Source organism: Corynebacterium sp. HMSC070E08 (genome assembly GCF_001808895.1).
Lineage (GTDB): Bacteria > Actinomycetota > Actinomycetes > Mycobacteriales > Mycobacteriaceae > Corynebacterium > Corynebacterium hiratae.
The window spans coordinates 12048-25330 of sequence record NZ_KV794728.1; the positions used below are offsets into that span (position 1 = coordinate 12048).

Below are 13283 nucleotides of genomic sequence, written 5' to 3' on the forward strand. Positions count from 1 at the left end.
GTGATGATAACACTGTCGCTCGTCACTGCATCTAATTTCAGTTCACGAGTATTTGCTCCCACTGTGGCATTACAGCAGTCACATCCCAACTGCGAGAATATTCTCTCGCTGCTGATCCCATCACTTTAAAGGATTCGTTTTCCCTGCCTTCCAGAATGACCTTAACACGAGCCTCTGGACTGCAGTCTTGGGCATAGTCACCGAAAACTTCCTTGACACCTTCGCGTTGCCAGAAGACAGGAATCGTCCGAGCAGCCATTCCCTCAGCTGGGGCTAGGTGGAAGCTCTCCAACTCGCTTGGAGACAAAATGTATCCAACGCCACGATGCCAGGAAGCAATATCAGCACTAAAAGGATCAAATACGACGTGCTCAGTAAGTAACTCGCTTCGGGCAATACGCTCAAAGAAGTCTAGGTAAAGTTGCTTTTGGACGGGGTCACTCCATACATGTGGATACTCCCACGGCATTCGTCCCTTAATACGCAAGATATAACGTTCGTCGATCTTCGCAAGTTGCTCAATTAAGTCGAGCGCACGATCCGGACGCTTGAGAAACGGAACCATGCCGACGAGCCCCAGTGCAAACTGCGCGTCACTAGTCTTCGGGCGATCAAAGTCAAGTAGATCGATGGTATTAGGCAAAACGATGGTCTTACTTTCGGCAAGTCCGAATCGCGCAATCGCCTGTTTACGGACCCATTCCGAGACAAATATCATTTTGTCAACCTTGTCCCAGGCGACGCCTTCCATCCATGGACCATCAAGTTCAAAGCGGTGCAGTCTGGCGACCAGTTTCGTCTCATGGGGAAGGTTATTCGAATACCAAGCCAGCGAGGGTCCTGCCCATTCACAAAATACCGTATCAGCCCATTCTGCGAGTTCTCGGCTAGTCTCCTCGTCATGTGTATGGAGCGTTGTCCACTTGTCTTGGCGCACTTTAAATGATGGATTTCGGGTAAGGAACTCCATCAGCTCGCCCATGAATTTGAGGTCATGGGACGCTACAACGATCCGTTGCTGCCGAATCTCTTCGGACTCTAACGCCGTGGATAAGGAGCCAGCGCGTTCGAAGTATGACATAAACCTTTCACGGGCTTTGCTCATCGAGAAATACTCGCTAGCTTCTGCCGCCTTCTGACGTGCTTCGGATATAAGTGGAAGGCCCGCTGCGACTCTTCTCGCGACTTCCTCAACTGTGTCATCGGCGCGAACAAAAAACGGGTAATTTTCGCCCCAGAGCTGTCGATGATCCTCAGTTTCGTTGACGATTGGTGCTGCGCCGGCCGCACCATACTCTAGCGCCTTCGTTGAGACCTCAAGGCTCGAATCTAATTCCGCTGTTCGCCATCCAAAACCGAGGTCAGCTGCCATGATCCGCTCGATGGATTCTGTACGGGGAAGCGCTCCCAGCCACGTCACCCCGCTATCAGCGTTGGCATGTGCCTTCTCCAGTGCTTCTCGCATTTTTCCAACCCATTGGGGGTCATCTTTGGCCCTGTTAAATTTCGCCCCCACCACATCGAGCTGAGCGTCAATACCGAGTTCCTTTAGTTTCTGCGGAAGCTCTAGCATTTCAAGGGTCCGCCACTCACGAGCAAGCTTTCCTGCGTACACGATTTTGAGTGTACGGTGCGTTGCCTTCTGCGGTTCTCTCGCAGTATTAAACGCGAAGTCCGGAATCATTGGAGGGATGAGCAGAACTTTTCCGGCCGCCTGCGGAACCAAGGATTCCCAATACGAGCGCGCAGCCTCGGTTTGCGCGAAAATCCGACGCGAACACTCTGCAATGTGTTTTAGCCGCTGTACATTGGTTCCGGATAGCTTTTTCGGGGGAAAAGGCAGGTCAGTAACATAGGACCACAGCATCGGAGAGATTTTCTCGTTCAAGCTGAAATCATAGACTGCTTGGAAGCCTCTCACTACAACCGCGGTAGCACGGTTCTCCTTAACGAGCCTTTCCACCAACTCAGCCGCAGCCGTCGTACTAAGGGCCGCGTCGTCTGCGATACCTTCGGGGGCATGGATGTGGATGTTTGCAGTCCCATCGATTGCGCTCAGCAGAGTACGGTTCTGCGGATGGCTTTTCAGCTGGATATGGACCTCATCGAAAACGCCAGAAAGCACTTCAGAAATTGACATCAGCCAGATAGAAGAGCCATCGATAACGTTCGGACTTACATCGCCGTAGACCACAACTGAGCTCATTAATCTTTCCCCTCTTCCGTACTATTGCACTCTGTTTCGCCGTGGAGCAATGCTCTAAAGACCGGTGCGTAAATATCATCATCCCAACTCCACGTAGTGGCGCTCTTCGAAATCACCACTGTCGCACGTTGACGAAGCTCTTCGGTGAAATGATTCGAGGTTTCGCTGGGGCAGACGATAACTACAGTTCCGTTTTCCTTTGCTTTTGTAATGTGGTCTAGCAGTCGGAGAAAACTGCTCGTCTTCTGCGTCGACAAAAGGCCCGACCACAAACCGCGCTCGAACTGGCTTTCTTCAATTACGAGATAGCTAGCATCTCTCAACGGTTTCCCTAAGAGGTGAGGTGAGGAGATGCGCTCAACACTCGCCAAGTTTTGCAAGGATTCCGCAGATTCGTGTGAGCCAATAAGCTCAATACGTCGCGTCCACATTTCAGAACGCGCGCTCATCAATCCGTGTAGAACTTCAGAGCTATCACTGTCCATAGTCTGTTCAGCAGCCAGGCGTCCAGCTGTATGTGCGTCAGGGCGTCCGAGGATGTGCGACGCCGGAATAGTTGATGGCGCAAATATGCTTTGTTTAGTGTGCCTCTCCTCATCAGGCTTTTCAGACAGGTCCGCTGTCAGCAATGACATGGGTTCCCTCGCAGCACGCCGGTCCTGCTCTTGGAGAGCCTTATAAATTTCCTGGAGCTGTTTTTCCAGGCGCAAATTGCGGCGTAAGGCTTCTTTGGTCAACCCTTCCGACTTCTTGCGTGCAGATATTGACATCACGGCAAACACAAACACGACCACAACTGCGCAAACAAGAAGTACCCTCCCGATAGCGCTGCTTGCCACTACAATAGCGCCAATAAGAAGTACGGTCGCCAATGCTACGAGGATGATCAGTCCCCGTCCGCGGCGAAAGTAGTCTAGGCTCATTGGAGTCATTCCTTCAGATGGTTTCCTGCTTACAGCGGGGGCGGATTTCAGATGATCCGCCCCGTAAACAATGGCTTAGCTCTGGATAGGTTTTTCAAGAAGCACCATGGGTGGTTCATACACAGCGGTGACTTCCGCGAGATAGTCGTGAGCCGGCTGCTTATCGTCTTTGCCCATGAGTCGGGCCCACTCGTGATACTGGGGTGCGACGACATCGGTCGGGCCATCAGCAATAATATGACCCTTTGAGATCCAGATCGTTCGTTTGCAGTTGTTCTCGATTTCTTTGATGGCATGCGAGACTAAGAAGAGGTTACCGGCGCGCTCTAGGAGCTCGTGCATGCGAGCACTAGCTTTGGCTCCAAACGCCGCGTCACCAGTTGAAAGTGCCTCGTCAATCATGAGGATGTCGGGCCGCACCGCTGTCGAGATTGCGAAGGACAACCGCGCGGACATTCCGGACGAATAAGTTTTCATTGGGCGTTTAATCGCATCTCCGAGTTCTGTCCATTCAGCAATCTCATCTATTTGCGCCTTCGCTCCTGAGGGACTCATTCCCAACGCCAAACAACCCAAGTAGATGTTGTGTTCTCCGGAAAGATCAGGCTGCAGTGCAGGTGAGACACCCATAAGCGTGGGTTGAGAACGAGTTAGAATGCGACCTGAGGTCGGCGCCAACCCGCCAGCAATCATGCTGAGAAGCGTCGATTTCCCCGAACCATTAAGACCGATGATGCCAATTGATTCGCCGGGTAACGCAATGAGTGAAGCATCGACAATGGCATCGACCACTGTTTTTCCACGGCTGACACGAGTCATACTGGCGTCTGAGGAGCGCCCCTGGCTGATTACATATCGTTTGGAGACGTTGTCTACGACGACGTTGGCTCGCTCCACATAATTGATGTCGGGAACGGATTGCATCTGAGCCGTACCCTTAGACACCTCGCTCGGGGATTCGGGAGTTTCTTGAACTTCTTGGTCGGCGGACTTATCCTCAAGCTCCTTTTTGGCTTCGAAGTATTCGCCTGGCGCGGGAGGCAGCTTAGACGAGTCGAACATATTTATCCTCCGCTCTCCAGAAGAAGATGAAGCCAAGTACAAATGCACCTAAACTCCATGCCAGAAGCTCTCCCCAAGTCGAAAGGCTTGGAGCGGTGCGATAAATCGAGGAATCGCGGACTGCGGTGAGGAAAATATAGCAGGGGTTGGCTGTCATTATTTGGTGAACGGCTGAATGCTCGGCAAATCTATCGATAGAAAACATCACGCCAGATAAGAAGAACAATCCGCGGGTCAAAAGGCCCAGTATCGTCTTCGCCTCTGGGACCTGGGCGGTGAGGCGCGCGGTGATCATCATTAGTCCGCACCCAAAAACGTGGATTAAAAGAAACAACGGAATAATGAAGATCAGAGTCCACGATGGGCCCGTTCCCCACTGGAAAAGAAACGCTGCTATCAGCGCCACCATAGCGGGCAACACGTTATCAATCATCGACCGCAGTGTGGTCGAAAACGGAATCGAAGCCCTAGGAAACTGAAACGCTCGGATCATCGATCGAGAGGACTGCATGAGGCTAATACCGGAATTCATAAGCCCCGTCATCATCGACATGAAAATGATGCCGATAAACAGGAAGCCAATGAAGTTCTCGATACCCCGTGAAGTCTTCAAAAGCATGCCGAAAAGGAATCCATATAACGCCACATCAAAAAGAGGATTCAAGACAAGCCACAATTGCCACAGGCGGTAGTCACGCGTAGTACGGAGTGCCTTTGCCCTCGCATCTGCAACGATGAAGAAGCGACGTGCCCACAGCTGTGAAATATAAGCACGCAGAGTCGGTCGCGTAGCAAGTGGATGCAGACCTTCCGGGTTAACAATCTGTACTCGGCCTTGGTGTTTCGCAACTTGGACGTTGAGCTCTTCGACTCCTCTCTGCGAAGTCTTGGAGCCTCGCCATGTATGCCGTGCCAAATGCATCAGCCCTTCCAGATCAGTTGTTGAAGAATCAGCGTAAATACTCGCGGTCTGCAATGTGTAGGCCGAGAATTGCTAACGGGCATTGTACCTACCCTGCCTGAGAAGTTCGTCGAGAACACTGCGAGCTTGTTCTATGTCACCCGCCGCCGATGAGAATGTAAGCGGAAGCTTCGAGAGTGGCGATTCGTCCACCGTGACACCCCACACTGCTACACCGCTACCGACGTAGTCAGCGTATTTTGAAGGCAAAAAGGGATTAACCGTGAAGGTCGAGCTACTCGTATCAGTATCATTCACTACCAGTGCATCGAAGTGCGTGGCTACGTTGAGAAACGTGAGGTACGGCATGTACCCGTTGATACGGAGCCGGCTGAACACTGGATGGTTCCATAATTCGCGGGTAAGTTGCTCGGGCTTCGCGGTAAAGATGTGAAGAAGAAACTCATCAGCATGAGGATGGTGTTCTAGTGCGGTAAGGACATCACCGATTCCTCGATTTGCGTAAAAGTTTCCGAAGTAGCCGATATTGATGCGTTTTGAGTCAAGCTCGTAGTCCGCTTCCACTAGGTGGTACATCTCTTCCGTGGGTACCGCATGATGGCGAATCGTCGATTTAGAGCGGACAAAGCTCTGTAGGTCCTCTGGATAACGCTCTAACATCACCCGCTGCTGATTCTCGTTGGTGAAAATGACTTCATCGGCGTACAGCAGTGTGACAAGCTCAGTGAGCTCGAAGTGCGTTGAATACGATATTTCGCGCCAATCGGAACGCTCTACCATCGTCTTCAGCCGGTAGGTAGTCACTCCTCGCGTGAGTTCACCTGAGCGGGGCGTACCGTCGACACCGACACTCAATGGATCCGAGAATTCTGCTTCCCATCGCGTTCCAGGATGTTTGCCTTTGAAAAGAGCGGCAGCAACGTGGGAACCGGACCAGAGGGCGCGCGAGTACATTGAGTCATATCCGCCTTGAACTTTGGCGCGTTTCGTTGCTTTACGTGCGGCTTGGCGCGCGTAGGAGCAGATTGCGCCCCAATGCGCGAAAGACGGCACAACATCGATCTCTTCGGCGTGCACGAGGAACGGATCGACAATTAGCCGCGTCGACTCGTCACGTCCCCGGACACGCTCCATATCGGCATAGTAGACGTCCACCAGCTCCGCGTCATTTCTGATGACTTTTGCCGTGACATTGGCTGAGGTATCCGCGTACGGGGGGAAGCAATAAGAGAAAACCAGCCGGTTCGCTTTTTCTCGGCGTAGGCCTTCCCAGTCCAAACCGGGAACGCCGACAGCCACTGCGGTATCGATAGCTCGCTGGGTATCGTCAGGATGTGCTTGGAGGTAACTTTTGACGAACCCGAACTGTGCTTCTTCGAGTGTGTGGAGAGCGCGGTGCTTCGGGTCAGCTTCATTGATTGTGCGAAGCTGTGCAATGCATTCAAGACGCTGGGTGACGTTAAAATCGAAGCTTTCGCTCTGGCGCGACACCGAATCAGAGCGAAGTGTGCGCACATAGGCAGAGCTCTCCCCTACCTTCGGCGTGCGGAAGAGCAGTCCTGGGATCTCAAGTAGGTGCGCAAAATACGCCACATCCTCGCCTGAACGAAGCAACTCATCGTAACGGTACTTCTGAGCTATCTCCGTGGGGATGATTTTGCTGGCATTAAAGCCCATAACCCACGGAGCGGAAGCGATCGGAGCAGTGGTACCACGCAATGCCGTAATTCGGGCGTTAAGCGAATTATCCCGGAAAGAGTGACCGTCAATGGTGTCAACGATAGGCAAGAGAGTGACCACCCCGTCATCGGCCTCTTTGAGGCCTGATTCGAGGTAGCGTGGTTGAAGAACATCATCATCATCGAGGAACGTGATGAAACGTCGGCGTGCGGATGCTATGCCAAGGTTACGAGCACGACCGGCCCCTGGGGTAAGACCGCGCAGTATTCGTATGTTCAACTCGGGAAACTGGCTAGTGAGTCCTTGGTCAAATTCGCGCGAAGTGCTTGCTTGTGTTGAAGAAACTCCGTCGCCGTTGAGTACGACGAGGACTTCGACGAGATCTTTCCTAATGCTCTGCTTTGCAAGCGAAGTAAGAGCAGAATAGAGGTTCATCTCTACAAGATTCGTTCCGTCTGTGTCCACGCCACCAGAGACGAAGGACGGGATAACAACTGAAATACCAGGAACATAGCTGCTCATCGAATTCTCTCCAGAACCTTATACATCAGGATTACTACTGAACCCGGCAAGTACTTTTTAAAAGGCTTAGCCAGAGGCGTGACTCGCGAAATGAGCAAGCTTCGCAATGTCACGGCGGTTACGGCAGGAGTGACCGGCTCTTGAGGAGCCGTGGACGGAGTCGCAGCAACCGTAAGCCCTTCAAGCCAATCCTCACTAGAGCGGTCCCCATTCTTCGCCTGCTCAATACGCACTTGAACCCAGCCATCACTGAGGTTGACCCCGGCAACGGCCATGTGCTCGCCTGTGTGATCTGCGACGAGCTGGCGAAGTTTCGACGTATCCGTTCGTGGAGCCCAAAACTCGATGTGGCGTCCCGCATCCACATAGCTCCTCAGGACTTCCATAGCTACATCCGGTTGAATGTCTAACAGCACTACTGGAAGAGGATCGACATCTGAAAGTTGCTTCCTAGTGAAACAGAAAGTTACAGAGCCTGAAGCCGGGGGCAGAACATGGGGAATTTCAGAGGATTCCAACAGCACAGCGTAGTCGGAGTCCACGGGAGGAAAACTCTTAAGAGAGGATATGCGCATCGGTGAACCTTCTCCTGCCCTATGGCTCTTCGTGCTGGTTGTTCACGGCATAGACGATGTCAAGGAATGCTTCGGGGACAACCTCGTCTCGCTGGGTGGCGACCCACTCACGCCCAGAAGGGGAAACGGTGAGCTTCGAGTGGTCGTCGATAAGCGTTGTCCATGCCTCCGCAAGCGCCTCAGGATTCTCTGGTGGCACCACGATTCCTGCACCGAGATCCTCAACGATTCGGGCCGCTTCCCCCTGCACCACTGCAGTGGTGTGGACACCTAAAGACATCAACTCATAGGTCTTGGATGGCACCGTGCGGTTGAGTGGATCCCAATCGGTCAGGTGGACTAGAGCCGTATCCGCCCATTCGTAGATAGTCTGCAGTTCGTCAGCAGGCACTCGATGCTCGATAGTCGCGTTAATGCCGAGAGCTTCCATCGTCGCTTTTGTGGCATGCCACGTAGCACCGTCGCCGACGATGCGCAGATTGATAGTGTAACCGCGGTCTTGTGCGATCTTCACGGCCTTCACCGCATTATCGATTTTCTGTGCACGGCCCACAGTTCCGGCATACAGAACATTAAGCTCTGAAGAGGAACGCTGCGACTTGTCACTAGCGATGAATTCGGTCTTGGGGGGAAATACATTACGCACCGTCCGGATGTGGCGCTTGCCTTCCGCTCCCCTATCCGCATCGTCTTTCTCCATATGCTCAGTAAGATCCTGCGAAGTCGTCATGATGCCATCAGCGTGGTGAAGGGCGTGGTTCATGGCACGCTCGGTCAGCGCCGTGAGCAGTTGGAAGGGGCCCTTAGTCAGGATAATCTCACGAATAGAGCGTTTGCCTGTTCCTGAATTCCAGTCGCCTTTTTCTTTCAGCAGCTCCGGCCACGCATCACGGAGATCGATGATGTAGGGAGTGTGGAGAATTCTGGCAACGAACTGCGTAACGACAGCCGTGGGAAGGGCCGGGACGGTGCCGATAACCAGATCTGGTTTGAAGCTCTTGAGCTGCTTGCGCTTAGTCGCTTGCATAAACAGCATTGAGCCAGCTACTGAGGCCTGGTTAAGGATGCGGTGCGTTAGCGAGGGACCAGCTGGAAAGAAACCCGAGCGCAGAATCTTCTCGCCGGAGGTTCCGGTTTCTAGCTCGTTCGCACCGAGGATGTTCTTCCTCGAGAACCACTGCTTGAGCCCGAGGCGGCGCTGATAATGCGGTGGTGGCGCGATGACGAGGACTTCATGCCCGGCCTGGACAAGAATTTTGGACAACCACGACCAGCGGCGCTGCGGAACTCCATTCTCGGGAGCCCAGTATTGAGAGAGAACGAGAATCCTCACGCTTCGTGCTGCCTCCTGGCTTTCAAGTGATGGTGAGTGGCTAGTCTAACCGCTTAATTTAGCGCCAAATGCCCTTGGTATCGATGACAGTCTTGCCCTCGAGCAGAGATTGATCAAGACCGACGAACTGTCGGTGGTTGACCAGAAGGAGGACGACGTCGGCAGCCGCGATGGCTTCCTCTGTGTCCTGCTTCGTCAGGTTTGAAAGATTGTTCAGCACCGATGGCAATGTCTCCACGTTGGGCTCAACAACGCGGATATCTAGCTGCGGGTTATCCACGCCTAGGCGTTTGACGATCTCGAGGGACGGCGATTCACGCAGGTCATCGATATCGTTCTTGAAGGCGATGCCGAGGGCAGCAACGACGGGATTATCTTTTCCTTCAAGGGCCTTGAGAACTTGGTCGATGACCCACTCCGGCTTGCCGTCATTGACGTTGCGCGCCGTGTGGATGAGCTTTGCCTCTTCGGGTGCAGCGGAGACGATGAACCACGGGTCCACGGCGATGCAGTGTCCGCCCACGCCTGGCCCAGGCTGCAAGATGTTGACGCGCGGGTGGTGGTTTGCCAGCTCGATGAGCTCCCAGACATCGATTCCGAGACGGTCACAGATGAGGGAAAGCTCGTTAGCAAAGGCGATATTGACATCGCGGAAGGAGTTTTCCGTGAGCTTCGCCATCTCAGCGGTCGTGGCATTCGTGAGAAGAAGGTCCGCGGTGCAGAAGGTGGCGTAGAGGTCACGGGCGAGTTGGGCCCCCTTCGGAGTCAGGCCGCCGATGACGCGGTCATTGTTTTCCATCTCCTCCATGATCTTGCCGGGAAGAACGCGCTCTGGGCAGTGGGCGACAAAGATGGCGTTCTCATCCTCGTCATTGAGGGACAGGTCAGGGCGCAGCTCAACGAGGTGCTTGGCCATATCCTCCGTGGTTCCAGGAGGTGAGGTGGACTCGAGCACTACAAGTGCACCGGGTTTCAGGTAAGGAGCAAGCGCTTCGGATGCCGCACGAATGTACTTGGTGTCTACGCTGTGGTCCTCACGAAATGGAGTGGGAACGCAGACAATGTAGGCATCGGCATCGATCTGTTCCGTCTGGGCCGATAGAGTTCCATCCTCGACGACTCTTGCAAGCAGCTCCCCGAAGCCTGGTTCGAAGAAAGGCACCGTGCCGGCGTTGATGCTGTCCACGGCATCCTGATTCACGTCGATGCCGACTACGGGGATTCCCTTGGAAGCTATGAACGCCGCGGTAGGAAGGCCGATGTAGCCAAGACCAACGACGCTGACCTTGCCAAAGGCACGGGAATCGGTTTTGCTCGGAACCATGTCCGCCTTTCTATTAATTCGCTGCCAATTACGGTAGCACGGTGACGGTTACCGGCTTGCGGTCGAATGGGCCGATGTCGGTGTTTTGTCTCACCCCATATTTCATTCCTGCGTCCCTGCGTGAGCATTTCCCAGGTGTGCTGCGTGTGCGACTACAGTAGGCGGCTATGGCACTCAGGAGAAACTACGCGCGCTATGGCGCTTCAACGACTTTTTTCGACTCTGTCGAGGAGTTTCTCAGCTCCCCCGTGCCCGCCAGCTCTCCCGAGGAAGCTGAGGCCATATCGATTCGCTACGGCGCTGCATTCATGGATGTGCTCGTTGAGGATCGTGGCGCCGATGTCACTATCGTGCTGTTTCACGCGGCCATCGACCCAGCGAAGACCTCTCTCCCTGTCTTCATTGGGAGGCAGATGGTTGAAGGCGTTGATGCGAACGTGGTGTATATCTCCGATCCCTCGCTGGATCGGGGCGCAAGTATTGGGTGGTTCACAGGGGATGAGTCACGCCCATTTCAGGAGGACCTTACTTCCTGCCTGACTCATATTCTCGCTAGCTTTCACTCTGATGTGCCGGCCCAGGAGGTGGGCCAGAAGACAATTTTTTTCGGGGCATCAGCCGGTGGATTTGCCGCGCTGTATTTCTCGCGCCGCTTCCCCGGTTCATTGGCCGTGGTGTCAAACCCCCAAACCCATATCGGGCGCTACCTTGAACCACAGGTAAAGGCGTACCGCAAAAAGTGTTGGAGTAGCCGGAAGCTTTCCAAGACCACCATGACCTTTGACTTGGTTACTGAATACGGCAAGGGTTTCGAGAACTACGTGGCTTACCTTCAGAACAAGGATGATGAGTTGCACTACACCCAGCATTACCTGCCGTGGTCCCAAGCAGTGGCTGAGCACCCTCAGCAGTGGAGGCTTCTCCTCGGAGATTGGGGCGAAGGGCACGCCCCTGCCCCACAAATGCTTCTTACCGGAATTCTCGGCTACGCAGCATCACTAGCTGGCGATTGGGAGCGCCTCTTCGAGGACGAGATGTTTGCCGGCTCAGACTAGGGCCGCCCCTAGTTGCGTAGCTTCTTGTTCAGCTGGTCCAAGCGCGCGATCACTTTGTTAGCACGGTCCTCCCCGAGAACGCTGCGCACGTTCGCCACGATGCTGGTCCGATTCTGATAAACGCTGTCGATGGCTTGGTCAACTAGCCCACGCACGCCTTGGCTTCGCGCTGAATTCCAGTTCTCCTGGCTGACGAAGCGCGCCTTCCCGCCTCGCTGCTGCATGACGAGTTTTTTGACCCGAACTCCCTCGGCTCGCTCGCTTTGTGCCAGAATCCGGAAGCCGCGGAGGATATAGCCGTGCTCTAAATGAAGGCTCACTAAAGTCCGAAAGGTTCCGTTCTCTGTGGGAACGTACGCGAAGTGCCCGATGCTTGGGTTATTGGAGGCAGCAAAGCCCTCGACTGTTTTGTAAGAGGGGACGCGTCGCCCACGGGAATCCTCAATCCACAAGCTCACAAGGAGCTCATTATCGAGCTCATCATTCGACTCCCCGTGGATGACGAAGCTGACATCTCCGCTGGCGGGCTGAAGAAGGTAGTGCTGGCCGCTGCCAACGGTGTCATCAATATTTAGCGGTGTGCTTGTGCTCTGCATCTGCTTGGCCACCGTGGGAAAGCCCGCCTCAAGGGCAGCGACATCCGTAAATGGGGGGAACGCAGCCATGTTCTCCATGAGGCGCGCCATGACCACGCCCGGATCATGGCGCATAGCATTGTCTTGCCCTGCGTGAATAGCCCGCAAATAGCCCACTTGGGAGGCATCCAAAATGACCGGCGCATAGCGGTCTGATTTATCGTGTGGCCCGCTTTGGGGTTCCACAACGGACCCGTCTTCCTTCACGGAGCAGATAGACATTAAACCCATCGAATTCATCGGTGTGTGGGCCTCGCGCAGGTGGAAGAACTGACCATCCGCATAGACCGCTTCAATGCCGAGCGGCATGCTGACGAGCATGCCTTCAAACTCCGGCTTGATATAGGGCGCAGTGGTTTGGAAATAGTGAGCGGACAAGACGTCATCGTCGTCTAGCCGGTAGCGCCCAAACGTTCCCTTAAACCCAATTTCTTGAACGTAGCGACGCACCGCTGTCCACCCGCTATCACCATCAGGAAGCTCATCGAGGTGCAATATGTCGAAATTGTGCGCTGCCTCCTGCAGCTGCTCCTTGAATTTCTGCGGTAAAGACTTAGAGAAGGAGACAATGTGCTTCACATTGAAGCCTTCGGCGGCCTTAGCAAGTGTTGGCACGGTGTGGTTGAGGAAAATGTCCGTACGCAACGACAGGCGTGCATCGTCGTAGAGGTAGTCGCGGTACTCGTCTTCCGAGAACCCAGTCTGTTCATTGCTTGCTCGCCACGACGCCGAATCGGGGACGAAGAGACTAAAGCGAGTGTGTCCAACAAACATGAAGAAACCTCTACCTCTTCCCTGCGAGTGATATCTGACGGACAGTCTAGCTTTGCTTGGAGGTGGGCCTGAAAGCCGCCACACTGGGACGCTTGAAAAAGCGGCTTGTGCTGGCGATTTGTAATCATCACTGCAGACCTTATATAGTTACATCTCGTTGCAGCGAGCAAGCCTTTGTTCAAGCAACCCACACATATTCCTCCATAGCTCAGTTGGCAGAGCATTCGACTGTTAATCGAAGGGTCACTGGTTCGAGCCCAGTTGGAGGAGCA

The 13283-nt window shown here is 54.0% G+C and carries 10 protein-coding genes and 1 tRNA gene; 2 read left to right on the forward strand and 9 right to left on the reverse strand.

The features are described from left to right. Positions 1-37: 37 nt before the first annotated feature. The 8 genes from HMPREF2526_RS01430 to wecC all read right to left on the reverse strand — a co-directional run bounded on the left by HMPREF2526_RS01430 (position 38) and on the right by wecC (position 10547). A complete protein-coding gene (locus tag HMPREF2526_RS01430; RefSeq protein ID WP_070545395.1) occupies positions 38-2206 on the reverse strand; it encodes a glycosyltransferase in 2169 nt (722 codons plus the stop codon). Continuing rightward, positions 2206-3129 carry a hypothetical protein gene (locus HMPREF2526_RS01435; protein WP_070545396.1) on the reverse strand — a complete coding sequence of 308 codons (924 nt, stop codon included), beginning with the start codon at positions 3127-3129 and terminating at the stop codon, positions 2206-2208. Before HMPREF2526_RS01435 ends, HMPREF2526_RS01430 begins: the two co-directional genes overlap by 1 nt. Positions 3130-3204: 75 nt before the next feature. After that, complete coding sequence (locus HMPREF2526_RS01440; RefSeq protein WP_083295494.1) at positions 3205-4191, reverse strand: ATP-binding cassette domain-containing protein; 987 nt, start codon at positions 4189-4191, stop codon at positions 3205-3207. Further along, positions 4175-5167, reverse strand: coding sequence for an ABC transporter permease (locus tag HMPREF2526_RS01445; RefSeq protein WP_246819842.1), 993 nt, complete (start codon positions 5165-5167; stop codon positions 4175-4177). The genes HMPREF2526_RS01440 and HMPREF2526_RS01445 overlap by 17 nt, the downstream gene beginning before the upstream one ends. Positions 5168-5185: 18 nt before the next feature. Then, a complete protein-coding gene (locus HMPREF2526_RS01450) occupies positions 5186-7315 on the reverse strand; it encodes a glycosyltransferase family 2 protein (protein WP_070545398.1) in 2130 nt (709 codons plus the stop codon). Further along, complete coding sequence (locus HMPREF2526_RS01455; RefSeq protein ID WP_148139526.1) at positions 7312-7857, reverse strand: hypothetical protein; 546 nt, start codon at positions 7855-7857, stop codon at positions 7312-7314. The genes HMPREF2526_RS01450 and HMPREF2526_RS01455 overlap by 4 nt, the downstream gene beginning before the upstream one ends. Positions 7858-7909: 52 nt before the next feature. Continuing rightward, entirely contained in the window at positions 7910-9223 is a 1314-nt protein-coding gene (locus HMPREF2526_RS01460) for a glycosyltransferase family 4 protein (RefSeq protein ID WP_070545402.1), read from the reverse strand. Between the two features lie 58 nt (positions 9224-9281). Further along, positions 9282-10547, reverse strand: a complete 1266-nt coding sequence (gene wecC / locus HMPREF2526_RS01465) for a UDP-N-acetyl-D-mannosamine dehydrogenase (RefSeq protein WP_070545404.1) — start codon at positions 10545-10547, stop codon at positions 9282-9284. A gap of 167 nt (positions 10548-10714) precedes the next feature. Between wecC and HMPREF2526_RS01470 the strand changes: the two genes are divergently transcribed. Then, entirely contained in the window at positions 10715-11602 is an 888-nt protein-coding gene (locus HMPREF2526_RS01470; protein WP_070545406.1) for a hypothetical protein, read from the forward strand. 8 nt (positions 11603-11610) lie between these two features. On the opposite strand, the gene HMPREF2526_RS01475 is transcribed toward HMPREF2526_RS01470, so the two are convergent. Next, on the reverse strand, positions 11611-13011 hold the full coding sequence (locus HMPREF2526_RS01475; RefSeq protein WP_070545408.1) for a glycosyltransferase: 1401 nt from the start codon (positions 13009-13011) through the stop codon (positions 11611-11613). Positions 13012-13208: 197 nt separating this feature from the next. Here HMPREF2526_RS01475 and HMPREF2526_RS01480 point away from each other — a divergent pair. Then, positions 13209-13281 (forward strand) — tRNA-Asn (locus tag HMPREF2526_RS01480). Positions 13282-13283: the final 2 nt, after the last annotated feature.